The organism is Maribellus sp. YY47 (assembly GCF_023111095.1).
Taxonomy (GTDB): domain Bacteria; phylum Bacteroidota; class Bacteroidia; order Bacteroidales; family Prolixibacteraceae; genus Draconibacterium.
In genome coordinates, this window is the sequence record NZ_JALGYW010000002.1 from 214,140 (window position 1) to 238,661 (window position 24,522).

The window sequence follows — 24,522 nt, forward strand, 5'->3', positions numbered from 1 at the left end:
TTCAAAAACGTTTCTGGTAACAATTCAAATTAAACGGTAAAAATGAATAACGAAGACTTTCTATTTGGAACACGCGCAGTAATTGAAGCGATAAAAACCGGTAAAACCATCGATAAGGTTTTGATCAAAAAAGGGCTGAAAAACGAACTCTTTTCAGAATTGATGCAACTGCTTAAAGAAAACAATATCGCTTCCCAATTCGTTCCGATTGAGAAGATCAACCGCTATACCCGAAAAAACCATCAGGGCGTAATTGCATTGCTCTCTCCCATCGAATTCGACAACCTAGATTATGTGCTTCCCGGCATTTTTGACACCGGAGAAACGCCGCTGATCCTGGTACTCGACCAAATTACCGATGTGAGAAATTTTGGAGCCATCGCCCGTTCTGCCGAATGTGCGGGAGTGCACACCATCATTATACCGGAAAAAGGAATGGCCCGCATTGGCGCCGATGCCGTAAAAACCTCAGCCGGAGCTATCCACCACCTGCCCATCTGCAAAGTGCCTCACCTTGAAAAAGCGGTACGGTTTTTAAAAGACTCAGGAATACGCATTGTTGCAGCCACCGAAAAAGGCGACAAAAACTATACTTCGGGAGATTTCACCGGGCCGCTTGCAATCGTTATGGGATCTGAAGACACGGGAATCTCTCCGAATATTTTGAAGTTAACCGACGAACAATTAAAAATTCCGATTCTTGGTAAAATTGAATCATTGAATGTCTCTGTTTCAGCGGCATTAATGATTTACGAGGCGGTAAGACAACGAAACTAAATATTTACCGGAATGGTACGTTTAAAGGATTCTTCGAGCGAAATAAAGGTTTCGGTGCTGGCAACTCCCTGAATTTTCTGAATCTGTCCACTGAGGATTGATTTCAGGTGCTCATTGTCTTTTGCATAAACTTTGATAAATATTGCATAAGCGCCTGTGGTGTAGTGGCATTCCGTAATCTCTGAAATCTGCTCGAGCTCCTTTACCACTTCGGTGAACAATCCGCCTTTTTCCAGGAAAATCCCGATATAAGTACAGGTTTTAAAATCCACTTTCTTGGGATCAATATGATAGCCCGACCCCACAATTACGCCTAAATCGACCATCCGGTTTACCCGCTGGTGAACAGCGGCCCTTGAAATACCTACCTCTTTTGCAACATCCTTGAAAGGGATCCTCGCATTTTTCGTTATAATATCAAGAATCTTAAGATCCCAATCATCCAAATTATTCCGCAAAGTCATATCTTACAATTTTCCATCAAAAATATCAAAAAAATAACATTATTTCAAAGTCATTCCTCCTATTTACCACTAAAGTAACAAAATGAAAATAATTAAATCAATTCGGAGAAAACACACATTATATTATCAATTTATTAAAAAACACCCGGTATTTCTTTCTTTTTTCTACCTTATTATTCACATTTTAAACCATTTAAATATATTTATATCGATTTTATATCAAACAGGCAGATATTCTAAACTTAATTACGAACAAGTCAGTCACAAATATTCAGTTCGTCAGAAATATGTAAAATTCGCACGACTGGATGGTGACTGTTAAAATTTTTTCACGATGAAAAACAAAGCAAATTGGTGGCTCATCCTTGGATTATTGATCGTCACAGCCCTCGTTGGTGTATTCATTCCCACAGGATTAGCAGAACAAGACTACACGAACTTAAACGCCGGCGACACCGCATGGATGCTCACCGCAACAGGCTTGGTCCTTTTAATGACTCCCGGGCTTGCCTTCTTTTACGGAGGTATGATTCAGTCGCGGAATATTATTTCAACGATGCTTCAGAGTTATATTGCAATGGGCATTGTGAGTGTGCTTTGGGTAGTCGTTGGATTTAGTATTGCATTTGGCGACAGTGTTGGCCCCGAAGGTTTTGGGTTATTCGGAAATCCCATAACCTACTTTATGTTTCGGGGCGTTGGAGGCGGAACCAATCCCGACCTGGCCCCCACTTTCCCGTTTGCCGTTTTTGCTATGTTTCAGTTGAAATTTGCGATCATCACACCGGCGCTGATTACGGGATCTTTTGCAGGCCGTGTCCGCTTTAGGGCCTACATGTTGTTTATGTGCCTGTTTATCATATTCGTATATGCTCCGCTCGCCCACTGGACCTGGCATCCCAACGGATTCCTGCGTAACTGGGGTGTACTTGACTTTGCCGGAGGAACCGTAGTGCATATGTCTGCCGGATTTGCAGCACTTGCCGGAGCCATCTTCCTGGGCCGCAGAAAAGATGCCAACAAAGAATTCAAACCGGCCAACATTCCTTATATTTTGCTGGGCGCCGGAATGCTTTGGTTCGGATGGTTTGGCTTTAACGCGGGATCGGCACTGGCAGCTAATTCAGTGGCTGCTTCAGCGCTGGTAAACACAAATACAGCTTCGGCTGCTGCTATGTTAACCTGGATTTTTTACGATGCTGCCCAAGGGAAAAAACCATCGGCAGTGGGTGCAGCCATCGGCTTGGTTGTAGGACTGGTAGCCATTACTCCGGCTGCAGGATTTGTGAGCGTCGGCGCCAGTATTTTTATCGGGGTTGTCGCAGCAATGATCAGTAACTACGCGATTACCCTTCGAACAAAATCAAAACTCGACGATACACTGGATGTTTTCCCGGCACACGGAATGGGAGGTATTACCGGTATGATATTGACCGCAGTTTTTGCCAACGAAGTCGGATTGATTCACGGCGAAATAACCACTTTCCTCTATCATTTGCTTGCATTGGTCATAGTGGGAGTGTTTACGTTTGGAGGCTCGTTACTTTTATATAAAGTAACCGATCTCATCGTGCCCATGCGCATTTCTCCGCACGGAGAGAAAATCGGACTCGATTTAAGTCAACACGAAGAGTCGTACAACTTTGTATACGCAGAAGAACAACATTGACAATAAAAAAGGCCGTTAATAACGGCCTTTTTTATTATTTTATCGGAACTTGTCGTTTAAAATCCATCTCGAGCGATATAAAGGTCTCGGTTCGAGCAATCCCCTCAATGTTCTGAAGATCATCATCAATCAGACGTTTCAAATGCTTGTTGGTTTTTGTTTGAATTTTGATGAAAATAGCATACGCTCCAGTAGTATAATGACATTCAACTACTTCAGGAATCTCCCTGAGCGCCTGTACAACCTGAGTATGAAATCTGGCCTTGTCCAGGTAAATTCCCATATAAGCACAAGTATTGTATCCAAGTTTCTGTGGGCTAACAATAAATTCACTACCATGCACCACGCCTATGTTCAATAAGCGCTGAACGCGTTGATGAATGGCTGCTCCTGACACGCCGCATTCACGGGCAACTTCAAGAAAGGGAATTCGGGCATTTTTTGTAATGAGCTTTAGTATCTTCTCATCCAACTCATCAATATCAGCTGGCTTTTCTTCTAAATAATCGTTCGACTTCATTTCCTAAAAAATCAGATTAGGTTATAAATTATTGCGCAAATGTACGTAATTATTACAATTAATAAGTAACACTGCTATTAAACATACAATTCTACGACAGTTCGTAAGTTACTGAACAAAAGATAAGTAACCCCGTCCTTTTATGCCGGGGAATATTTGTTTGCTATTTTTGATATATCGGCACCAGACAACTCCTGAAAAATCCGCAATTCAAATTCCGGAACAACGGCAAATACATGATCAAATATATCAGCCTGAATTGCCTCGTATTTGGCCCATTCCTGTTCTTTCGAAAAAACATAAATTTCGATCGGTAATCCTTTTTCGGTAGGCTGAAGTTGACGCACCAGAAATGTCATCTCCTGATGCACGCTCGGATGCTGGCGAAGATATACTTCGAGGTATTTTCTGAAAATCCCGACATTGGTCTGGTGACGACCACTAATATAGTCTTCGTCTTTTAAATTCTTTTGCTTATTATATTCACGTAGTTCTTTCTCTTTTTCGAGCACATACCCCCGAATCAGGTCAAATTTCTCAAACCTGCTTAGCATCTCCTCATCACAAAACCTGATTGAATTTACGTCGATAAGTACCGATCGCTTTATTCGTCTCCCTCCCGATTCTTCCATTCCTTTCCAGTTACTAAACGACTCTGAAACCAAACTATAAGTAGGAATGGTTGCAATGGTTTTATCCCAATTCTGAACCTTAACCGTATTGAGCGTAATGTCGATTACCGTTCCGTCGGCATTATGTTTCGGAACCGTAACCCAGTCGCCAAGCTTTACCATATTATTGGCCGACAACTGAATGGATGCCACAAATCCGAGTATGGTGTCTTTAAAAATCAATAACAGCACCGCAGCCATGGTTCCCAGTCCGATCACCAAATCCCACGGATCTTTTTTGAAAAGATAAGCGATCATCAGAATTCCGGCCATTCCGTATATAAAAATCTTAATCAGCTGAATGTAGCCTTTTATCGGCCGTGTTGCTGCGTATTGAGTAGTATTATAGATACCAAGAATGGAATTCAGCAACGCATTGATCAAATACACCCCGATACCAATCAGGTACAACTTCGACAGCGTGATCAACACCTCATCCAAAAAAGGATAGAAATCTTTTGCTATAAGTTCCGTATTTAACGCCAACGATGGATTTAGCTGTATAGCTGTCTCCGGTCCGGCAAAATTGGCGGAATAAAAAAAGATTAAAGCCGGAACCAAATTGGCAACTGCCTTAAATACTTTATTTTCTACCAGAATATCATCCCAGGTGGTCTCTGTTTTTTCGGCAACCCGGTGCATCACATAAACCATAAATTTCCGGGAAATAAAATAAGCAATAAATGCTATCAGCGAAATAAAAAGAAAAGTAGCCAGCGCAGCCAAAGGCTTGGCAAAGCTCTCCATACCGTTGATCAAACGGAATTCATCGAGTAAAAATCGGTAGAAATATTGCATGACGTTTGGATTACAATTAATACTTTAGCTCACAAAATTAAAAAATGCTGTATTATGAAACGGTTAATCCTGTGGCTTTTTATGATAATTCCTATTTTCCTGAATGCACAAATCGAATTCAAAAACTATTTCACAGATCATTCGCTTCGTTTTGATTTTCTTTTAGGGGGCAATTCAAAAACAGCAACCATTTATCCCGAAGCGATGAAACAGGAGCCCTTCTGGGCTGGGAATAAAAACCACCTGGTTGATGAATTTAATTACGGAACCTATCGTTACCGGGTTTTTGATGCAGCCAGCAACCAACTCATCTTTTCCAAAGGATTTAGCACCCTGTTTCAGGAGTGGCAAACCACAGCCGAAGCCAAACAAAACAATAAGACTTTTTACCAGGCCGCCATCTTCCCTTTCCCGAAAAATAAAGTACGGCTCGAAATCGATGCCCGGCAATGGGACGGCAGCTTTCAGAATCTGTTCGCTGAAGAGATCGATCCAAAAGACTATTTTATTTTAAACGAAAATACCGCAGAATTTGAAGTTAAAGCGATCTTACAAAATGGCGATCCCGACAAAAAAGTTGATCTGGTAATCCTGGCTGAGGGCTATACCCAAAAAGAAAAGCAAAAATTCCTTGACGATGCACAACGTGTTACCGATATGCTGTTTGAAGCGGAACCATTCCATTCGGAGCAAAAAAATTTCAATGTCAATGCGGTGTTTACACCATCGCAGGAATCGGGTACCGATGTGCCGGGCGAAAAGATTTACCGCAAAACAGCCTTTAATTCCAGTTTCTATACATTCGATGTTCCCCGCTACCTGACAACTACCGACATGAAATCGATTTACGATGCCGCATCAGCAGTTCCATACGACCATGTTTATGCACTGGTTAATACAGAGCGTTACGGTGGTGGAGGCTTTTACAATTTCCTGAGTGTATGCACTTCCGACAACGAACTCACCCAAGAGGTTTTTATTCATGAATTTGGACACGGATTTGCAGGATTGGGAGACGAATACTACACCTCCAGTGTTGCCTACGAAGATTTTTACAATCTGAAAATCGAACCCTGGGAACCCAACCTGACCACCCTGGTGGATTTCGACAAGAAATGGAAATCCATGCTGGAAAAATCAACACCGGTTCCGACACCCAGAGAGGCAAAATACTTCAAAACCGTTGGAGTTTACGAAGGCGGAGGGTATCTGGATAAAGGCATCTACAGTCCGTATATCGATTGCCGCATGAAAAGCAACGAAGCCAAAGGTTTTTGCCCGGTTTGCCAGGAAGCCATCCGGAAAGTGATTCGGTCTCATGTTGAATAATTGAAACACATCGCATAGAAAACAAAAGCGGCCGGAAAATCCGGCCGCTTTTGTTTTCTGTTTCTTTTACATCCCACTTATACTCTTTTCTTCTCCATTAGCTTGTTGGTAACGAGGTAAGCTACAATCAAACCTACACCACCACAAACCAGGATCGCCGTAAAGTAAGCAACCACGTCCTCAATAACACCCGCCAGCAGAGATCCTGCTACTACTCCAAGACCTAACGCAATGAGGAAAATCCCCCATTTTACAAGTGCATACTGTGAACATTCTCCTTTGAAAATTCCGGCATCCATTCCTTTTTCCACTAAAGCCAAACGTTCTTTTGTCCGTGTTGTCCAGTATACATAAAGAATAGCGAAGATTGCCAGAAAAAATCCGATTGGTACTAAAATTCCTTCCATGGTATTTGTTTTTAAATTGTTTTTATTTCGTTTTCGCCATTATGACGCAGCCTTTTTTGATCGGTTACACATTCAGCAAAAAAATATTGAAGATTCCTGAAATTGCCAACAGTATTATTATACAGCATAGCAAAAAGTAACTACACAAAAAATTTTCTCCGTAAATTGTAACCAGCCTTAAAGAATTACGTCAAAGCCACAGATGGAGCAAAAAGACGATATCTATTACATTGAAAAAGTGTTGGCGGGTCAAACCAACTACTATTCATACATTGTTGAAAGATACCAGGATGTTGTCTTCTCCATTGCGTTAAAAGTTCTTAGAAATCGTGAAGATGCCCAGGAAATGGCGCAGGAAACTTTTATTAAGGCTTACAAGTCGCTGAGTTCATTCAAAGGGTCGGCAAAATTTTCGACATGGCTTTACCGGATTACTTACAACAACTGTATTTCGGAACTGCGAAAACGAAAAGTACATTTTGCTTCTACCGATGATATTGAAATAAAAGACGAAGCGGAAGAGCTCAATCTGGATGGCATTCCGGAGGAAAACCGGGCCAGGGTGATTAAAGATGCGATGGATCGCCTGCCGGAAGACGAGTACACTTTAATACTCCTGTACTATTTCGAGGATCAGTCGGTTGAAGAAATAAGCAAAGTGGCACAACTTTCTGAAAGCAATACAAAAGTGAAACTTTTCAGAGCCAGAAAGAAGCTGTACACGATTTTAAATGAAATGATGAAGGACGAATTATATACAATATTATGAGCGAACTGGAAGACATAAAATTAAAAGCACTGCTTCAGCAAATGAAATTGGAAAAACCAGGTCCGAATTTTTCGGCAATGGTCATGAACAGTATTTTCGAGGAAAGCAATGCACTGGAACAGATCAAGGCGCAAAGGATTCTGGGCAAAGGTTTCTGGATTATTCTGATGCTGTTTGTATTATTGACGCTCGTGGTTTATGCCATGAGCAATGCTGGGGTACAAACCGATGGAAAACTGGAACAACTGGTGCCGGGAATGGAAAATGGAATTCAGTCGTTTATTAACAGTATGGGCACTGTCCCGCTTAGTGTGGCAGGTATACTTATCGCTTCGTCCGTACTGCTGTTCATCGACCGTGTTATCAGCGCCAACACGAAATTATTTACCCGATAAAAATTAAACTGAATACTGATAGATCCCGGTGTGCAGCCGGGATTTTTTATTCGTATTGCTTTAGAATTCCGGTCATAATCAAATACTGCGCTGCAATATAGGTTGACATAACCAGCAAACCGTCGAAAGGAATTTCAACTAAAAAACGATTAACCGCTATTAGTGTATCGGATGTAATAAACAAAAGCGATCCGGTAAAAACCAGCGTAAAGCTTATCGGATGACCGTTTCCATAACGATTTAATGCAGTAGATGCCATAATTAAAATGGCTGCCAAATAGAACAAAACCGCCACTTTCAAAACGGGATCAAGCTCCGGAAACAAAATAATATACACGATCAAACCAAAAGCAATGTAAGGAATCATCCATGCCGGCTTTTTCTTCAGAAACGATTTTTTACCCGAAATTTCGATGGTACGGAGAAACAGGAAGGCGTAAAATACCTGTGCCGCCAGAAAACCGGCAATTCCAAGAATAAAGAACATTTCGCTTTTGGCCGAAAACATCAGCAGAACATCTCCGATCCAGGAAGCCAGGAAAGCTAATCCCGCCAATTTCACAACCGTTTTGTCCATTCCCTTTGCATGCAAAAAGAAATACCCCGCGATCCAGATCATGATCAGCGGTTTAAAAATTAACTGACTGTTGTTTAACGAAATAAAGTGACCCAAAAGATCGCCGGCAACGATAACCGCAAACAAAAAGTGAAGCAGAAACTTTTTCATCGAAGTGTTTATTCGATGCTAAATTTAAAGTTTTCAGCTTAAAAAGAAAATAAAAGCGAATTTTTGACTGGATAAGGCTGCGCTAATAAACTGCCTCTTCCATCAGGTAGTCTTTCACATAGCAGGCCACACCGTCTTCCAGTTCCATAAAAGGCTTGTTGTAGCCAACATCACGCAGCTTTTGGATTTCGGCTTCGGTATAATACTGATACCGGCCACGCAAATCAACCGGGGTATCAACAAACGAAATCACCGGATACATTTTCATGCTCGAGAAAACCGATGTGGTAAGATCGTAAAACGAACGCGCCTTACCGGTTCCCACATTGTATATTCCTGAATTGTCCTGATTTTCCATAAAGAACATCATCACATCAGCAATGTCTTCCACATAAACAAAATCGCGGCTTTGTTCGCCATCTTTGTAGGCTTTATGATGCGAACGAAAAAGTTGCATCTTCCCGGTTTCCTGTATGGTTTTAAAGGCATGCAATACCACCGAGGCCATTCTGCCCTTATGGTACTCATTCGGGCCATACACATTAAAAAATTTCATGCCTGCCCAGAAAGGTGGTGTACGAAACTGTTTGAGCGCCCAAACGTCAAAATCGTGCTTCGACCAGCCGTACAAATTCAACGGGCGTAAATCCCTTATCTTCAAATGCGAATCCGAAAATCCCTCCTCGCCGTTTCCATAAGTGGCTGCCGACGAAGCATACAGCAGTGGCACCTGAATTTCGGAACAAATATTCCAGAGGCGTTGAGAATAAATGAGGTTTAATTGCTGGTACAATTCGGGCTCCTGCCCAACCGTGTCGGTACGGCCTCCCATATGAAAAATAAAATCGACGTCTTTAGCGTGCTTGATCAACCATTGAAAAAAGTCGTCGCGATCGACAAATTTCCTGTATTTCTTTTGAAGTAAATTGAGGTCTTTCAGGGGGTCATCAAACTTGTCAACAAGAATCAGATCTGTGTATCCGGCCTTATTTAATTTTCCGACCAAATAACTGCCTATAAATCCGGCTGCGCCTGTAACAACTATCATTTATTTTCGAGGTTTTGTTTGTACAGCAAAAACGCTATGCGCTGAAAATTTGGCTCAATCATAGAACTTCTGCATGTCCTTTTTATTGTACGTCGGGTAAAATAAATTCAACTTTTTCTATTCCACAATAATTATCTCAGGAATCTGTCGAAATTACGGATATTTAAAAGCTGCTTGATATTGCCGGCAAAGAGCAATAAATTTTGAGTCGAACAAGAGCAACAAAGCTCATTTGGCACCAACTTTCCTTTTAGTTAATTTACAGGAACCGAAATCTTCTGCAGAACTGATATGACCGAGTTTTTCAAATTTTCGAGTGCCAGTGGGATATTCCATTTTGAGGAATCCCGGGGTTCCACATAGTTCGAGATGCTCCGAATCTGAAAACAATCGACACCCATCCAGCGGCAAACATAAAAAACCGCAGCGCCTTCCGCAGTCTCGATATGTGCCGAGAATTTTGACTTAATCTCGGCAATGGTAGTTTCCCTTCCGACGCTTTTATTGGAGGTGATTCCGCGCACTTTCGGAAATTTACTACAACACTCCGAATCACTGGTTTTTAAAAATCCGTTTTCAAACGGAAATTCATTGATGTCAATAAATCCCGATTCAAACAGTGTCAGGAACTCCGACTGTTTTTCAATCCCCAAATCTGCAAACTCATCAGAAACCACATTCACGGTTTCTCCGATTTTTAATTCGCGGGTTAAACTGCGGGCCAGGCCAATATTAATCACTTTGTCGTAATGATTGTCTTTGAGAACATTGGTTAAGTGAAATGTCGTGAAAGTAGTTCCTATACCTGTTATCAGAATATCAACTGCCACATCGTGCCATCTGTATTGCTTAAACAGATGGCTCTGTTCGTCCATTTTTTCAAGCTCGTCAACCAGGAGTTTCACTTCCATCCAGCCGCTTGCCACCAGTAAAATCTTCATAATTTCTCTGTTATCAGTTTTCATCTAAAAGGAAAAGCGTTTATGCATTCATACTGTTTTTATGAAAAAAAGTTAATCTTTGTAGCAACTTTAACAGGAAAAATCATGTGTTCACCGAAATCTGACAGCTCAAACGGATACGAAAGAATTGACATGTACAACGAAGAAAGTATCGAGCAGCTTTCCGGTCATTACGAAAAAATACTTCAGCTAATTGGCGAAGATCCAACCCGCGAAGGCCTGAACAAAACGCCCGAGCGAGTGGCCAAAGCCATGCAGTTTCTTCTACAGGGTTACAAAACAGATCCGGTCGAAATCTTGCAATCGGCCATGTTCAAGGAGGACTACCGGCAGATGGTTATTGTTAAAGACATTGAAATTTATTCGATGTGCGAACACCACCTGCTCCCGTTTTTCGGGAAAGCACATGTGGCCTATATTCCTAACGGAACCATCACCGGACTGAGTAAAATAGCACGTGTAGTAGATGTTTTTGCACGCCGGCTGCAAGTGCAGGAACGACTGACCTTGCAGATCAAGGAATGTATTCAGAAAACGCTAAACCCGCTCGGGGTCGCCGTTGTTATTGAAGCCCAGCACCTGTGTATGCAAATGCGCGGAATTCAAAAACAACATTCGATTACCACCACTTCTGATTTTACAGGGGCTTTTGAAAAAGTTGCTACCCGCGAAGAATTTATTAAGCTGATCAGCTCCAAGCTTAGTTAATAGAATTCGACACAAACAGGCGATGGCAATTGAATCTCCTTGCCGGAGTATTTTATGCTCCCGTCTTGTTGATTTACGTTGAATACCGTGATGTTTCCGCTGCGCTGATTCGCTACCAGTAACCAGTTGCCATCGGGAGTAATTCCAAAATTCCGCGGCCAGTTCCCTTCCACCGAAACCGTTTCCAGCATTTTCAGCGACTGGTCCTTTTCATTTACCTCGAAAACAGCCACCGAATTGTCGCCACGATTGGAACCGTACAAGTATTTTCCGTCGTTTGAAATATGAATGTCGGCACAATAGCTTTCGCCTTTAAACCCGGCAGGAAGCGTTGAAATTTCCTGCACCACTTTCCATTCATTGTTTTTCTTCCGCAACACCGAAACCGTCGAATTCAATTCACTGATTACATAAATCACTTCTCCATTGGGATGAAACTCAAAATGACGCGGGCCCGCTCCGGGTGTCATTTTAACAAACTTTTGCCCCGATTGCTTAAGTTGCCCGTCTTTCAAATGAAAAATATTGAGTTGATCAGTACCAAGATCTGCATTAAACACCTCATCGGTAAAAGGTGAAAATTTCGAAGAATGTGCGTGCGACTCTCCCTGCCTACTTTTATCTGCCCCCGAGCCTTCGTTTTGAATGACAGTGCTGCTCTCTCCCAGACTACCATCCTGTTTAACCGGGAAAAGCGCAACCGAACCACTCGAATAATTTGACACAATAATGTATTTACCATCCTTCGATATTCCAACGTGACAGGGATTCGTTCCATGCGAAGACTGTTTGTTCAGAAAATGAAGGTCGCCTTTTTCATCGACATGAAATGCCGAAACTCCGCCTGCTTTTCCTCCCTGCATGGTGGTTATTTCGGCCACCGAATACAAATATTTTTTATCGGGCGACAGCACCACAAACGAAGGATTATCCAGGGCTTTAAAGGTACGTTCCAAACTGATTTCCCCGGTTTGGGTATCAAGGCTGCACAGGTAAATTCCCTCTCCTCCTTCACGGGTATAAGTGCCTACATAAAACTTTTGCAGTTTATTATCTTTACTATACATGAAGGTCGGAATCAACATGCTCAGTACCATTAAAATTATTTTTGACATCTTTCTTTAATTAACTAAATTGAACCCACTAATATAAAACGAAACACCATGCAAAAACCGGTTATTGCTCAAAAAGCTCCCAAAATGCTAACACTCGAACCCGGAACTTACTACTGGTGCGCTTGCGGAAGAAGTCAAAATCAACCCTTCTGCGACGGATCTCACCGGGTAACCGAATTTACTCCACTTGCCTTCACTATCGATGTGAAAAAAGATGTTTGGCTTTGCCAGTGTAAACATTCGTCGAACAAGCCCTATTGCGACGGCACCCACAGAACGCTTTAACACAGCAATAGCAAACCATCAGTAAGTTTTCTTAAAATAGTCTTTGCTTGCGTTGCAAATCGGACATTTATATTCTTCGGGAACATCTTCCCAGGGCGTTCCCGGAGGTATACCCACAGTAGGATCTCCTTGTTCAGGATCGTACTGATATCCACAAATGGTACAGGTAAATATACTGTCGCTATCGCCTGATTCGCCTTGCGCTTCTTCCGTTTTTTCCTCAACGGGTTCAGGCTCGGGCTCGTCACCCAGCTTTTCCCGCTCAATATAGGTTGGCGCATTTTGCGGAGCCAGCATCTTGTATTTCTTATGATAGTAATCGTACGTAAGAGGCTCTTCATTCGAAATAAGTTCACCATCAACTACCTCGGCAATAATCAGCATATGACTTCCAACATCCACACTTTCCAGCACTTTGCAGTCGAACCAGGCCACCGACGAATCCAGCACAATCGGAGCACCGGTTTTGGCGGTAATCGTCTCCACGCCCTGAAACTTATCAATTTCCGATCCCGACATAAATCCAAATTTTCCGATCAGAGAAGTTTCCACTTCCTTTCTCAACACCGAAAGCGAAAATCGTTTACTGTCCAGTATTTTCTGAGTTGAATAATTATTCTTGTGGCTGCTGATGGCTATTTTAGAAGGATTGGAGGTAATTTGAAAGGCAGTATTTCCAACATACCCGGCCTTCTCGCCATCATGCTCGGTTGCAATAATGTAAAGCCCGTACGATAATTTATGAAACGCTCTGTAATTCATTTATTTCTGATTTTCAAAATTCAATTTATAGTCAATAAAAATAAGAATTGATTTTGTACTTTTAACAGAACAATTCATTTATATCCTTTTTATTCAGAAACCTAACGTAACAAACCATGAGCAGATTCCTTTGCTTCCTGTCTCTATTCCTGACAATTACCGTCAGTGGCTATTCTCAGTCGGAGGAGGTACAAAACGACATCCAATCGCTTCTCAAAAGTCAGCAAAACATCACACACTCGTTCTCGCAGCTAGCCAAACAAATCGACGATGTGCTTTGGTATAACCGTGTGGGCGACATTGCAGTGGTGGACAAACTGTACATTTACGGGCCGCCCAAATGGAAAGAGGAAAATCCCACAGCCAAAGGTGCGGGCAACCCCGTGAAATTCTGGACCTACGTTTTCTTTCCCAAAAACATCGATCCGAACAAAAAGTATCCGCTCATTGTGCTGCCTCACGGAGGAGTTCACGGCGACTTTACCACCTACTACAGCCATATTGTTCGTGAACTTATTAGCCAGGGATATGTTATTGTAGCGCCCGAATACAGGGGAAGTACCGGTTACGGGAAAGCCCATTACGAAAAAATAGATTACGGAGGGCTGGAAGTTGAGGATGTTTACTACAGCAGAAATTACATGATCGAGAATTACGGTTTCGTGGATGAAAAACGTGTTGGAATAATTGGATGGAGTCATGGAGGATTAATTACCCTGATGAACATTTTTGATCATCCCGATGATTACCAGGTGGCTTTTGCCGGTGTTCCGGTAAGCGATCTCATTGCGAGAATGGGTTACCACGACCAAAGTTACCGGGACCTTTATGAGGCTGAATACCATATTGGGAAAAGCGCCAACGATAATGTTGCCGAATACCGCCGCCGGTCGCCCGTGTGGAATACGCATAAATTTAAAGGAACACCCCTGCTGATTCACACCAATACCAACGACGAAGATGTGAATGTGCTGGAAGTGGAGCATTTGATCAAGTCGCTGAAAGCAGAAGGCCGACCATTTGAATACGAGATATTTGAAAACATTCCGGGAGGACATTCTTTTGACAGAATGGATACCAAAACCGCCAAAGAAATCCGCTTAAAAATTTACGCCCATTTGGCCAAACAATTAAAACCTGAGAAACCGATAAAAAACGTAAACGAGCTTCAAAAAGCGGGATACAGATTTTAGAAAAGCGCTCCAATGTCCGGAAATTTAATTTTAATATGGGAATCATGCCGTGATATTTTCCAAATATCGGACAAAATGCTTGCGTAAACATAATTTTTACATACCTTTATTCTGCTCTAAATACGACTAAATGACCAACCAGAAATTAAAAAGCCAATACAAGGTTTTTATTGTAGAAGACAACGAACTCTATGCACGGGTTCTTAAAAAGCAATTAACCGACGACAACCTAAAAGTTAAAGTGTTTCACAACGGCACTGACTTTATCAATGCACTTCAGGAAGCCCCTGATGTTGTAACCCTCGATTATACGCTGCCCGACATGACCGGGAAGGAAGTGTTGGAGAAAATCCAAAAAGAACTCCCCAGCGCCAACGTGATTGTCATCTCTGCCCAGGAAAGTATCGCCACCGCCATTGAGATGATGAAAATGGGCGCCTACGATTATATAATGAAAGCGCCCGACACCCGGGAACGCCTGAGTAATGTTATCAACAATATCTATAAAACTGATCAGCTAAAAAGTGAAAACGAAATTCTGAAAGACGCTGTAAAAGAAAAATACAATTTCAGAAGCCTGATCAAAGGAAACAGCCGCGAGATCGATCATGTTTTTGAATTGATGAACAAAGCGACTCAAACCAACATTTCTGTTTCCATTTCGGGTGAAACCGGAACAGGTAAAGAACTGGTGGCCAAAGGCATTCACTTTAATTCGAGAAGAAATGCCAAACCGTTTGTTGCCGTAAACGTTTCAGCCATTCCCGACGGATTGATAGAGAGTGAACTTTTCGGACATGAGAAGGGTGCTTTTACAGGTGCTGACTTCCGGAAAATAGGAAAATTTGAATTGGCCAACGGCGGTACGCTTTTCCTCGATGAAATTGCCGACCTAAACCTGAACCTGCAGGCAAAGCTGTTACGTGTGCTCCAGGAACGGGAATTGGTCCGTTTGGGGGGGAATGAAACCATTCCACTCGACGTGCGCATTATTACGGCAACCCATAAAAACCTCGCAGCGCTTGCAGCCGAAGATCGATTCAGACAAGACCTTTACTACCGTTTGCTCGGGCTACCGATTGAAATTCCACCACTACGGCAACGGGGTAACGATAAAATACTTCTGGCGAAATTTTTTGTAGATGAGTTTTGCCGCGAAAACGAGCTGGAGCCCAAAACCATATCGGACGAAGCCAAACAAATGCTTCTTACCTATCATTACCCGGGAAACATCAGGGAATTAAAGGCGATTATGGAACTAGCCTGTGTAATGTGCAGCCGCGACGTTATTAAACCCAATCATTTAAATATGAATGTGGACGAAAATGTACAAAACCTGCTGGCCGCCGAAAAAACTCTGGAAGAATACAACAACGATATTGTGAAGTATTTCCTGAACAAATACAACCAAAACGTTCGCCTGGTGGCCAACAAGCTGGGCATCGGGAAATCAACCATTTACCGCATGCTCCAAAAAGACATGAATTAAGCTGAAAATTGAGATAAAAAGAAATCCCGATCCGCCAGTTGACAGATCGGGATTTTTTATGTATCGACTTAAGATCTTAAGCTTCGAAAGCGTTAACTCCAATGGTTTCCATGTTACGATCCACTTTTTTCACCAGGCCCTGAAGCACTTTACCCGGACCGATTTCAGTAAATGAAGTAGCGCCGTCGGCAATCATGTTCTGAACAATCTGAGTCCATTTTACCGGTGCGGTCAACTGCGCGATCAGGTTTTCCTTGATCACTGCAGGATCAGACACCGGCTGTGCATTTACGTTCTGGTAAACCGGACAAACAGGTGCGCTAAAAGAGGTAGCTTCAATGGCAGCCGCCAGTTCTTCGCGGGCAGGCTCCATTAGTGGTGAGTGAAAAGCGCCACCAACCACAAGTTTCAATGCACGTTTTGCTCCTTTATCGGTCAATAAAGCACAAGCTTTATCAATACCTTCTTCCGAACCGGAAATAACCAGCTGACCGGGACAGTTGTAGTTAGCCGGAACCACCACATCGTCGATCGAAGCACAAACTTCTTCCACAACAGCATCTTCCAGACCTACAATAGCAGCCATTGTCGACGGCTCCAGTTCACAGGCTTTCTGCATCGCCATAGCACGCTGGGAAACCAGTTTCAAACCATCTTCAAAAGTCAGTGTTCCGTTGGCAACCAGTGCTGAGAACTCTCCCAATGAGTGACCTGCCACCATATCGGGCGCAAAATCTTTCATCGATTTAGCCAACAAAACCGAATGCAGGAAAATGGCAGGTTGTGTAACCTTGGTTTGTTTCAGGTCTTCCACATCGCCTTCAAACATAATTTTGGTAATATCGAATCCCAGAATATCGTTCGCTTTTTCAAACAGGGCTTTTGCTTCAGCAGAATTCTCGTACAAATCCTTTCCCATTCCCGGGTACTGAGCTCCCTGTCCGGGAAAAACATATGCTTTCATAATTTTGAGTTTATTAATTCCGGCGCAAATTTAATCGAAAATCAAAGAACGCGTTTTAAATGACACTTATTCAACCAGATTTGATAAAAAATTAGGTTAGTTTTTCGAAAATTGTGTTGAACGGTTCGATTGTTATGAAACCAGCATCTAAAAACCAAATATCAGCGGTGCGCTGCACCATTTCCTGTGATGTGATATTCAGGCTACAAATATTTTAGGTGCTGCACCTTTCAATGAATGCAATTTCTTTAGCAACAGCGCTGCGAAATATTTATAGACCGAAAGCATTGTGGAAAACAAAGGTGTTTCGCACCGTGATGTTGGTCGTTAAACATTATTTTGCATTTTTAAGAATCCAGAGGATTCAAATGTGTGTAGCTGAAAAATTCGCCCAACGAACATCCGACTCCGGCCGGAGTCGAACATAGAACAAACGCATTTTTTCTACAGACATTTAATCCCGCCGGGATTTTGCTATTTGTCCCAGGCCTGTTCTTCTTATAAACGATAATATCAGCGGTGCGCTGCACCTGAGTTTGTGTTTTCCTATTTATCAAACTACAAATATTCTTGATGCGCTGCACCATTTCCTGTGATGTGATATTCAGGCTACAAATATTTTAGGCGCTGCTCCTTTCAATGAATGCAATTTCTTTGGTAGCAACGCTGCGAAATATTTATAGACCGAACGCATTGTGGTTAATGAAGATCCGGCGTACCGAAACATAATTCTTCAAAAAAACAGAAACGAATTTCGATTCCCGGGTTTTCGGTTCGGGAATAAAACACCGGACTCATTGGAAAAACAAACTGAGCATAAAATATTTTAGCATAAGACCCAACAAACTATACATAAAAAAATTCCGGAAGCGGTATTTCAACATGCCGGCAGCCACCGAAATAACAGATGATGAGAGCGGAAACAAATTAAAAATGAAGATGGTGAGGTTACCATATTTCAAAATGTATTTTTCAGCCTTTAAAATTCGCTTTTCACCTACAAGATTATTAATCACTGCAGAACTGACTGATACCCCGATCAGATAGTCGACGATTTGCGCACTGATAGCCGTACCGATCGCTATGGTAATCATCTCCCATAAGTTAAAAAACTTCAGGTAATAAATGAAGGCAACCTCAACCGGCATCAATAAAAAGAACAGATAGCCAGAGAAATGAATGAGTGCAAAAGAAAGCAAGCTCTGACTTTTCCCTTCATACCATTCTTTCCCAAGAGTAAAGGAAACAATCAGAATGGCTGTCAGTGACGTTAAAAGCAACAACACCATCCGAATCCCTTTCTTCTTGTCTATTTTCCGCTCTGTGCACATTTCGAAAACCAGTTTCAAGCTTTTCTACATTTTTTACGATAAAGACCAAAAGATGTAGTAAAAAGAGAAGGATATTTTTGGAGGTTCGAAGTAAGCGACTCCACCTACCCCTTGCATAAAGCGTGGGGGTGCTTTCCTGTCGATTACAACGATCGTGAAAATGACATTACAAATGTCAGTATCATTGGCCCCTCGTTACAAACGAGGGACAGAATCAGCTACTCTACGGTAACGCTCTTCGCCAGGTTTCGGGGCTGATCCACATTACAGCCTTTTAGCAAAGCAATATGATAAGCCAGCAATTGCAGCGGAATTACCGCCAGCAAAGGAGCCAGTGCCGGATGCGATTTGGGAATCTCAATTACATCGTTGGCCAACGACTTGAGACCGGTGTCGCCTTCCGTTACAATGGCGACGACATTCCCTTTCCGGGCTTTTACTTCCTGGATATTGCTCACCACTTTTTCGTAATAAGCATCCTGCGGGGCAACCACAACCACCGGCAGGTTGTCGTCGACCAATGCAATCGGACCGTGTTTCATTTCGCCGGCCGCATACCCTTCAGCATGAACATAAGAGATTTCCTTTAGTTTGAGCGCACCTTCCAACGCCACAGGAAAAAGATAACCACGACCGAGGTAAAGCGCATTCACCGCTTCGTAATATTTCTCTGCAATGGCTTTTATTTTCTCATTGCTTTCGAGAATAACTCTCCCTTTCCCGGGTATCTGAGCTAATTCTTTCACCAGTTGCCGGTATTCCTTCGGACCGACGGTTCCCTTTTGTTGTGCCAGCTTTAATGCGATCATCGTCAAAACAGTAACCTGTGCTGTAAATGCTTTTGTTGATGCCACTCCAATTTCGGCTCCTGCATGCGTATAAACACCGGCATCGGTTTCGCGCGCCAGCGACGAGCCTACCACGTTACAAATACCAAGAACGGTGGCTCTCTTTTCTTTTGCCAGACGAAGCGCCGCCAATGTATCGGCAGTCTCCCCGCTTTGGCTGATCAGAATCACCACATCTTTTTCGCGAATAATTGGTTTGCGGTAGCGAAATTCAGAGGCATATTCCACTTCCACCGGCACCTGCGCATATTCCTCGATCAGGTATTCGCCGATGAGTGCGGCGTGCCACGATGTTCCGCATCCGATGATGATGATGCGGTCGGCCTGCTCCAGTTTTGGAAACACTTCCAGCAAACCACCCAACACAATCTCAGAATAATCATCGCGCAGTCGTCCCCGAAAAGTTTCTTCAATGGTAAGCGGCTGCTCGTAAATTTCCTTCAACATAAAATGTTCGAACTCACCTTTGTCGAGATTACCTATTTCAAGATCGAGATTTGATATCTTTAGTGAAACGGGGTTATTTTGGACATTCTTTAGTGTAAATCCATCGCTCTGCAAAATCGCAATATCTTCATCGTTCAGGTAAATCACCTGGCTGGTGTATTCAGCAATCGGCGAAGCGTCGCTGGCTATAAAATACTCGTTTGCACCAAGTCCAACTACCAGCGGACTCCCCTTTCGCGCCACCACAATTTTGCATTTTTCGTTGGTACACAAAACGGCAATTCCGTACGCTCCCACCACTTTTGAAAGCGCCAGCTGCACGGCAGCCTCTGAAGTCATTCTGTCATCCTGACTGTAAAAATACTCGATCAGGTTGGCGAGTACTTCCGTATCGGTTTCACTTTTGAACACATAACCATGTTCCGACAAATCGCTTTTGAGTTTCGCATAGTTTTCGATAATTCCATTGTGCACCAAAGAAAACAAGCCATTCATTGAGGTATGCGGATGTGCATTAACGTCGTTTGGCTCGCCGTGGGTTGCCCAGCGGGTGTGTCCAATCCCCACGTTCCCCAGCCGGCTTTCCTCCGCCACAAACTCCTCCAGATCGGCAACTTTCCCTTTCTTTTTGAAGTTCTCCAGCGTTCCGTTCAGAAGTGCAATCCCCGCAGAATCATAGCCTCTGTATTCGAGCTGCTTTAATCCTTTTATCAGTATAGGAAATGCCTCACGATTTCCAATATATCCAACGATTCCACACATGTTCCTGAGTTTAAAGTTTAATGTTCAGAGTTTTCAGTATTAGTCGCAGTTTTCAGGTTTCTATCATTTAAGCATTCAGGCATTAAAGCAATTTCGCATTCCTTCCTTCAATCCCTCTGTCCTTCTTTAACCGTAAGTTTGCTCATCATATCCATCATCTCCTTGCCGAGCGCCTCCTTTTTCTCCATGTGCTGACGAATGGCCTGCACCGTATTATTGCTTTCGAATTCGCCACGCACTTCAGCAAAATCAAGTTCGCGTGCTCCGTTTTGTCCATCTACTCCGAAGCCTGTCATTTTCGACATCGAGAACTCCTTTTTTGCATCTTCATAGAGATACTGATCAATTCCCAACACACTGCTCTTCCATTTTTCAACTACCGCAATCACATCGTCAGCGTCGAAAAGATCAACGGCTTTTCCATAAAACTTATCGAGCACATCGGCAGCCCACGTCCACTCGTAGTTATAATAGTTTTTATGAAGCCCGGCCAGTGCGGCATTTACTTCTTCGAGCGACTGAATAACTCCCAGTTCCACATTTGTAAGCAACTGATCGAGGGCCTCAAACGGACACAGCATTCCTGATAGATCCACCCAATATCCCTGTCCATAACGGGTATCGGGCTGTAATGCCTTTCTGATATCGTTGTTATCTTTTAGTTTGTTTCCCTTTAAACGCGTTATTAATGAATTCCCTAAGAATTTCCAGATAGCCATTTCATACAACTCAATTCCGCGATCAAGTGCATGCTTTTCAATCTTCATTCGTTGATAGCGATACGAAGCCTCATCTCCTCCTGATTGCCGAATATCCAAAAGCTTCTCCCTGCCAACAATCATTTTTCGCACCGTGTAAGGACTGAGCAAATTGAAATTGATAAAATCGAGCAGGTTCGAATCGGTTCGCTTGTCTCGCTTTGGCCATTTCTGCGTATCGCGAATCGTACCGATACTTTTCAGGTTGATTCCGGGTACCAGAATACTCTCGTCCTTGCTTTCGATCAGGTACGAAAAAGGAAATTCGGTGGTATCACAATGTTTGTAATGACGCCCCATTACCAGCGAAAAAGCTCCGATATGCGACGGCCACAGCAAATAAGAATCGCTGGTGGTTTTGCCTCCCCGCTCCAGTATTCCCTGATGGATCGGCCCCAGTTTGTACATGTGATTACTTTGGTTCGAGCCACTTCCTGCATTCAGAAAAGAAAACATACCAGCAATGAGCAAGGTCGATTTGTGATGGGTAACCGTGTATGGCCCCGCAAAAATGGAACATGCCTCGCCATGAAAGCCCTGACAATTGGCAAAAAACAATGAATTCTCGGCGGAATAATGCTTGTCGAGTACACATCCCTGTCCGATAAAACATTTCGAAACCAGTGTAGCGTCGGTAACCCGCGATCCGGAACTGACAATAAAGTCTTCCATGATCACGCCTTCGCCAATCACAACCGGAGCCTCAAAGTTACTGTTGACGCTTCCGTTTTTTAGCTTTTTGGCGCCATCGATCACGGTGGCCGTTCCGGTTTTTACATTCAGAATGGTATTGCTGTTCAGTAATTTTGAATGCGCGCCAATCACCCCCATTTCATCACTGACAAATTCGGTATAGTTTTCCACCATCCTTTTTAGCGAGTTCACCAATGCAGGGCGATGCCGGTACAAAGCCATCATATAGGCCACATGCGCCGACAAATAATCATAAATCGGAATTTCGCGCCCGCCGCCTTCATTGATGGCTTCGACTACGGTTCCGTTTCCAAACGACGACCTTCCGTCGACAGCCAGCGTGGTAATATTATGAATAATAACATTTTCGCCGATACGGTAATTGGCAATGTAACTTCGAACATTGTGGATAAGCGCATTTTTACCCACCTCGCAGTTATGCAACCACGCATTGTAAATACCGGTTTTAAAGGTGATACCTCCAAATAATTTCACCGATCCCGTAAAACTGTTTAACCGGATCCGACCTGTAAACTTGGTATTCTCAATACAATTGGGAATAAAATCTTCAGCGACCTTTATTAGACTCCAGTCGGTAGACGAACATCCCTGATGCACCAACTGTCCAATTTCTTCGTCGAGTAAGTTTCTGAATTTTGTTTTGGTGTCCTGAATCATAAGGTTGACTTTATTGCCGGTCAAAGTTAAACCTTATGATTTCTACCCAACAACAAAAACCTAACACATCCACAACTAAAAAACACAAAAACATAACACATATATTACATTAAATTAATTATTAATGCATTACACAAAATAAATACACGACATTTAATCATACAAAATAAGATTAACCCTAATATAGATGCGCATAAAAGATTGAGGCAGATTAGTTCAATCTCCTCCAGCATTCAATCATTTCAATCTAAAACCAGTTGAAACGTTTTCCCAAATGACACCCGAATATTGACGTTAAGACCAGAATCAAAGCTGCAGAAGATAATTCGACAAACGAACAGAAGTACCCAGCTTTAATTTTTTGCGAAGCCGAACGCGCGCTATTTCTACGCTCTTGGGTGTAAGGTTAAGTAATCCGGCAATTTCCTTACTTGAAAGGCCCAAGCGAACATACGAACACAAGCGTTTGTCTTTCATCGAAATATTGGAATGCCTTGCCTGCAATCGCTCCATAAACCCGGGATGAACTTTTTCCACCTGGTTTTCGATGGTATTCCAGTCAATCTTTTCTCTGGCATTTTCATCCAGCATTCCGAGCAACTCTATCAAATAGTGCTGAAGATTATCGGTGTCTTCTTTATTCGCTTTTTGAAGAATATTTCGCGCTTTGTTTAGCAACTCATTTTTTTGCGACAGCTGCAACAGAAAAGAAACCAGTTCCCTGTCTTTCAGATCGAGCTGGCTTTGCAAACGTTGTTTATTTCGCTGATCAAATTCCTTTCCGCGCTCCAGGTCAGAAATATGCCCCATCGCACGTTTTAAACGCGTAATGTCCTGCACCGATGCCCGAATACCAAGATACTTTCCCAGCTTATCATACACTCCCCGAACATTGATCACACACCAGCGCAACTGTTTGGTTCTTGTCAAAATCCGGAATTCGAGCGAAGGATTAACCAATGACTGATTTAACGCTCCTGAGAGAAAATGCTGATATTTTTCACGATCGGGCTCATAAACCAACATGGTGCTAATTCCTTCAGACTGGATAATTTCGTTGGAAGTAAAACCGGTGAGATCGTAGCACGAAGGAGAAGAATACTTGATTGCCCCGTCGGGTTCGAACCATAATTCCCAGGCAAATGCAAAATCAGAAATTTGCTGGTAAAACTGCCTTTTCTCCTTTTCATCCTGAAGCTGAAGATGCGTATCTTCCAATTGAATCTTCAAATCTGAAAGTTCATTTTCCAGAGTTTTCAAACGAGCGGTATTTTGCTTTTTATCCAAGGCGATGTGATTTAGTGATCAATGCCGGATTAAAAATACTACGCCCAAACAGGAAAAACAAACATTCTATGTTAGGTTTTTGCACCTAACACCAACACTGAGATATGTAGAGGTAAAAAGTGGAATTGTTTTCTTGTCTTCTGACCCAGCCTAATACTCCGTCTTATCATTTTTAGCTTTCCAATGCTCAAATACGTGAAGGCCTTCGTCCCTAATAATGTTCTCGAAATCGACTTTGCGATCATCGATCTTAAGTTCGAGTTCATCGTAAATAAACTGATCATCGAAATTAGCTGAAGCGGCGTCTTCGCGGTTACAGGCGTAAAATACTTTTTGGGGCCGCGCCCAATAAATAGCCCCTAAACACATCGGGCAAGGCTCGCAGGAAGTGTAAATCACACAATCATCGAGTTGAAACGATTTCAGTTTTTTACAGGCCTCACGAATGGCTATAATCTCAGCATGCGCCGTCGGATCGTTATCCGAAGTAACCCGATTAAAACCTTCGGCAATAATTTCTCCATCTTTAACAACCACTGCTCCAAAAGGACCCCCGGAATTGGTTTTCATTCCCTTTTCTGCCAACAAAATGGCAGCCCGCATAAACTTTTTGTGTGTTTCACTCATAGTTCTTCCTATTTTCCAGCAAAGCTTTCAAAAGTAACA

General features: G+C 42.7%; 24 protein-coding genes. 9 read left to right on the forward strand and 15 right to left on the reverse strand.

The window, feature by feature from the left end; genetic code table 11:
- Window positions 1–42: 42 nt before the first annotated feature.
- Window positions 43–777 (forward strand): 23S rRNA (guanosine(2251)-2'-O)-methyltransferase RlmB, encoded by a 735-nt coding sequence (gene rlmB, locus MR764_RS02350; protein WP_247977782.1) that lies wholly within the window; start codon window positions 43–45, stop codon window positions 775–777.
- Here rlmB and MR764_RS02355 read toward each other — a convergent pair.
- Window positions 774–1,241: an Lrp/AsnC ligand binding domain-containing protein gene (locus tag MR764_RS02355; protein ID WP_247977783.1), complete on the reverse strand. Its 468-nt coding sequence runs from the start codon at window positions 1,239–1,241 to the stop codon at window positions 774–776. The two genes, rlmB and MR764_RS02355, sit on opposite strands and share 4 nt — an antisense overlap.
- Window positions 1,242–1,575: 334 nt before the next feature.
- Here MR764_RS02355 and MR764_RS02360 point away from each other — a divergent pair, with 334 nt between their 5' ends.
- Window positions 1,576–2,910, forward strand: coding sequence for an ammonium transporter (locus tag MR764_RS02360; protein ID WP_247977784.1), 1,335 nt, complete (start codon window positions 1,576–1,578; stop codon window positions 2,908–2,910).
- Window positions 2,911–2,944: 34 nt separating this feature from the next.
- On the opposite strand, the gene MR764_RS02365 is transcribed toward MR764_RS02360, so the two are convergent.
- Together MR764_RS02365 and MR764_RS02370 are read right to left on the reverse strand one after the other, a co-directional pair.
- Window positions 2,945–3,430, reverse strand: coding sequence for an Lrp/AsnC ligand binding domain-containing protein (locus tag MR764_RS02365; protein ID WP_247977785.1), 486 nt, complete (start codon window positions 3,428–3,430; stop codon window positions 2,945–2,947).
- 140 nt (window positions 3,431–3,570) lie between these two features.
- The gene (locus tag MR764_RS02370) at window positions 3,571–4,899 is read right to left on the reverse strand and encodes a mechanosensitive ion channel domain-containing protein (protein WP_247977786.1); all 1,329 of its coding nucleotides are present in this window, start codon (window positions 4,897–4,899) and stop codon (window positions 3,571–3,573) included.
- A gap of 54 nt (window positions 4,900–4,953) precedes the next feature.
- On the opposite strand from MR764_RS02370, the gene MR764_RS02375 reads away from it, so the two are divergent.
- Window positions 4,954–6,228, forward strand: coding sequence for a M64 family metallopeptidase (locus MR764_RS02375; RefSeq protein ID WP_247977787.1), 1,275 nt, complete (start codon window positions 4,954–4,956; stop codon window positions 6,226–6,228).
- 77 nt (window positions 6,229–6,305) lie between these two features.
- Here the strand turns inward: MR764_RS02375 and MR764_RS02380 are convergent, their stop codons facing one another.
- Complete coding sequence (locus MR764_RS02380; RefSeq protein WP_247977788.1) at window positions 6,306–6,635, reverse strand: DUF6249 domain-containing protein; 330 nt, start codon at window positions 6,633–6,635, stop codon at window positions 6,306–6,308.
- 202 nt (window positions 6,636–6,837) lie between these two features.
- On the opposite strand from MR764_RS02380, the gene MR764_RS02385 reads away from it, so the two are divergent.
- Window positions 6,838–7,404 (forward strand): RNA polymerase sigma factor, encoded by a 567-nt coding sequence (locus MR764_RS02385; protein ID WP_247977789.1) that lies wholly within the window; start codon window positions 6,838–6,840, stop codon window positions 7,402–7,404.
- Window positions 7,401–7,799, forward strand: a complete 399-nt coding sequence (locus tag MR764_RS02390) for a hypothetical protein (protein WP_247977790.1) — start codon at window positions 7,401–7,403, stop codon at window positions 7,797–7,799. The genes MR764_RS02385 and MR764_RS02390 overlap by 4 nt, the downstream gene beginning before the upstream one ends.
- Window positions 7,800–7,845: 46 nt before the next feature.
- Here MR764_RS02390 and MR764_RS02395 read toward each other — a convergent pair whose 3' ends face one another.
- The 3 genes from MR764_RS02395 to mqnB form a co-directional block, all read right to left on the reverse strand.
- Window positions 7,846–8,526 carry a lysoplasmalogenase gene (locus MR764_RS02395; RefSeq protein ID WP_247977791.1) on the reverse strand — a complete coding sequence of 227 codons (681 nt, stop codon included), beginning with the start codon at window positions 8,524–8,526 and terminating at the stop codon, window positions 7,846–7,848.
- Between the two features lie 82 nt (window positions 8,527–8,608).
- Window positions 8,609–9,574: an ADP-glyceromanno-heptose 6-epimerase gene (rfaD, locus tag MR764_RS02400; RefSeq protein WP_247977792.1), complete on the reverse strand. Its 966-nt coding sequence runs from the start codon at window positions 9,572–9,574 to the stop codon at window positions 8,609–8,611.
- 254 nt (window positions 9,575–9,828) lie between these two features.
- Window positions 9,829–10,515 (reverse strand): futalosine hydrolase, encoded by a 687-nt coding sequence (gene mqnB, locus MR764_RS02405; RefSeq protein ID WP_247977793.1) that lies wholly within the window; start codon window positions 10,513–10,515, stop codon window positions 9,829–9,831.
- A 153-nt stretch (window positions 10,516–10,668) separates the two neighbouring features.
- Between mqnB and folE the strand changes: the two genes are divergently transcribed.
- Window positions 10,669–11,244, forward strand: coding sequence for a GTP cyclohydrolase I FolE (gene folE, locus MR764_RS02410; RefSeq protein ID WP_247977875.1), 576 nt, complete (start codon window positions 10,669–10,671; stop codon window positions 11,242–11,244).
- Here folE and MR764_RS02415 read toward each other — a convergent pair.
- Window positions 11,241–12,359 (reverse strand): lactonase family protein, encoded by a 1,119-nt coding sequence (locus MR764_RS02415; protein WP_247977794.1) that lies wholly within the window; start codon window positions 12,357–12,359, stop codon window positions 11,241–11,243. The genes folE and MR764_RS02415 overlap by 4 nt on opposite strands.
- A 48-nt stretch (window positions 12,360–12,407) precedes the next feature.
- On the opposite strand from MR764_RS02415, the gene MR764_RS02420 reads away from it, so the two are divergent.
- Window positions 12,408–12,644, forward strand: a complete 237-nt coding sequence (locus MR764_RS02420) for a CDGSH iron-sulfur domain-containing protein (protein WP_247977795.1) — start codon at window positions 12,408–12,410, stop codon at window positions 12,642–12,644.
- A gap of 18 nt (window positions 12,645–12,662) precedes the next feature.
- Here the strand turns inward: MR764_RS02420 and MR764_RS20345 are convergent, their stop codons facing one another.
- Window positions 12,663–13,406, reverse strand: a complete 744-nt coding sequence (locus MR764_RS20345) for a flavin reductase (protein WP_247977796.1) — start codon at window positions 13,404–13,406, stop codon at window positions 12,663–12,665.
- Window positions 13,407–13,522: 116 nt separating this feature from the next.
- Between MR764_RS20345 and MR764_RS02430 the strand changes: the two genes are divergently transcribed.
- On the forward strand, window positions 13,523–14,599 hold the full coding sequence (locus MR764_RS02430) for a prolyl oligopeptidase family serine peptidase (RefSeq protein ID WP_247977797.1): 1,077 nt from the start codon (window positions 13,523–13,525) through the stop codon (window positions 14,597–14,599).
- Between the two features lie 130 nt (window positions 14,600–14,729).
- Window positions 14,730–16,088 carry a sigma-54 dependent transcriptional regulator gene (locus MR764_RS02435; RefSeq protein ID WP_247977798.1) on the forward strand — a complete coding sequence of 453 codons (1,359 nt, stop codon included), beginning with the start codon at window positions 14,730–14,732 and terminating at the stop codon, window positions 16,086–16,088.
- A gap of 76 nt (window positions 16,089–16,164) precedes the next feature.
- Here the strand turns inward: MR764_RS02435 and fabD are convergent, their stop codons facing one another.
- The 6 genes from fabD to MR764_RS02465 all read right to left on the reverse strand — a co-directional run bounded on the left by fabD (window position 16,165) and on the right by MR764_RS02465 (window position 24,483).
- Complete coding sequence (fabD, locus tag MR764_RS02440; protein WP_247977799.1) at window positions 16,165–17,052, reverse strand: ACP S-malonyltransferase; 888 nt, start codon at window positions 17,050–17,052, stop codon at window positions 16,165–16,167.
- A 794-nt stretch (window positions 17,053–17,846) separates the two neighbouring features.
- Window positions 17,847–18,401 (reverse strand): VTT domain-containing protein, encoded by a 555-nt coding sequence (locus tag MR764_RS02445; RefSeq protein WP_247977800.1) that lies wholly within the window; start codon window positions 18,399–18,401, stop codon window positions 17,847–17,849.
- A 200-nt stretch (window positions 18,402–18,601) separates the two neighbouring features.
- Window positions 18,602–20,440, reverse strand: coding sequence for a glutamine--fructose-6-phosphate transaminase (isomerizing) (gene glmS, locus MR764_RS02450; protein ID WP_247977801.1), 1,839 nt, complete (start codon window positions 20,438–20,440; stop codon window positions 18,602–18,604).
- 107 nt (window positions 20,441–20,547) lie between these two features.
- Window positions 20,548–22,569, reverse strand: a complete 2,022-nt coding sequence (locus MR764_RS02455; RefSeq protein ID WP_247977802.1) for a DUF4954 family protein — start codon at window positions 22,567–22,569, stop codon at window positions 20,548–20,550.
- A gap of 306 nt (window positions 22,570–22,875) precedes the next feature.
- Entirely contained in the window at window positions 22,876–23,856 is a 981-nt protein-coding gene (locus MR764_RS02460) for a PAS domain S-box protein (protein ID WP_247977803.1), read from the reverse strand.
- A 150-nt stretch (window positions 23,857–24,006) separates the two neighbouring features.
- Window positions 24,007–24,483, reverse strand: coding sequence for a nucleoside deaminase (locus MR764_RS02465; RefSeq protein ID WP_282189108.1), 477 nt, complete (start codon window positions 24,481–24,483; stop codon window positions 24,007–24,009).
- Window positions 24,484–24,522: the final 39 nt, after the last annotated feature.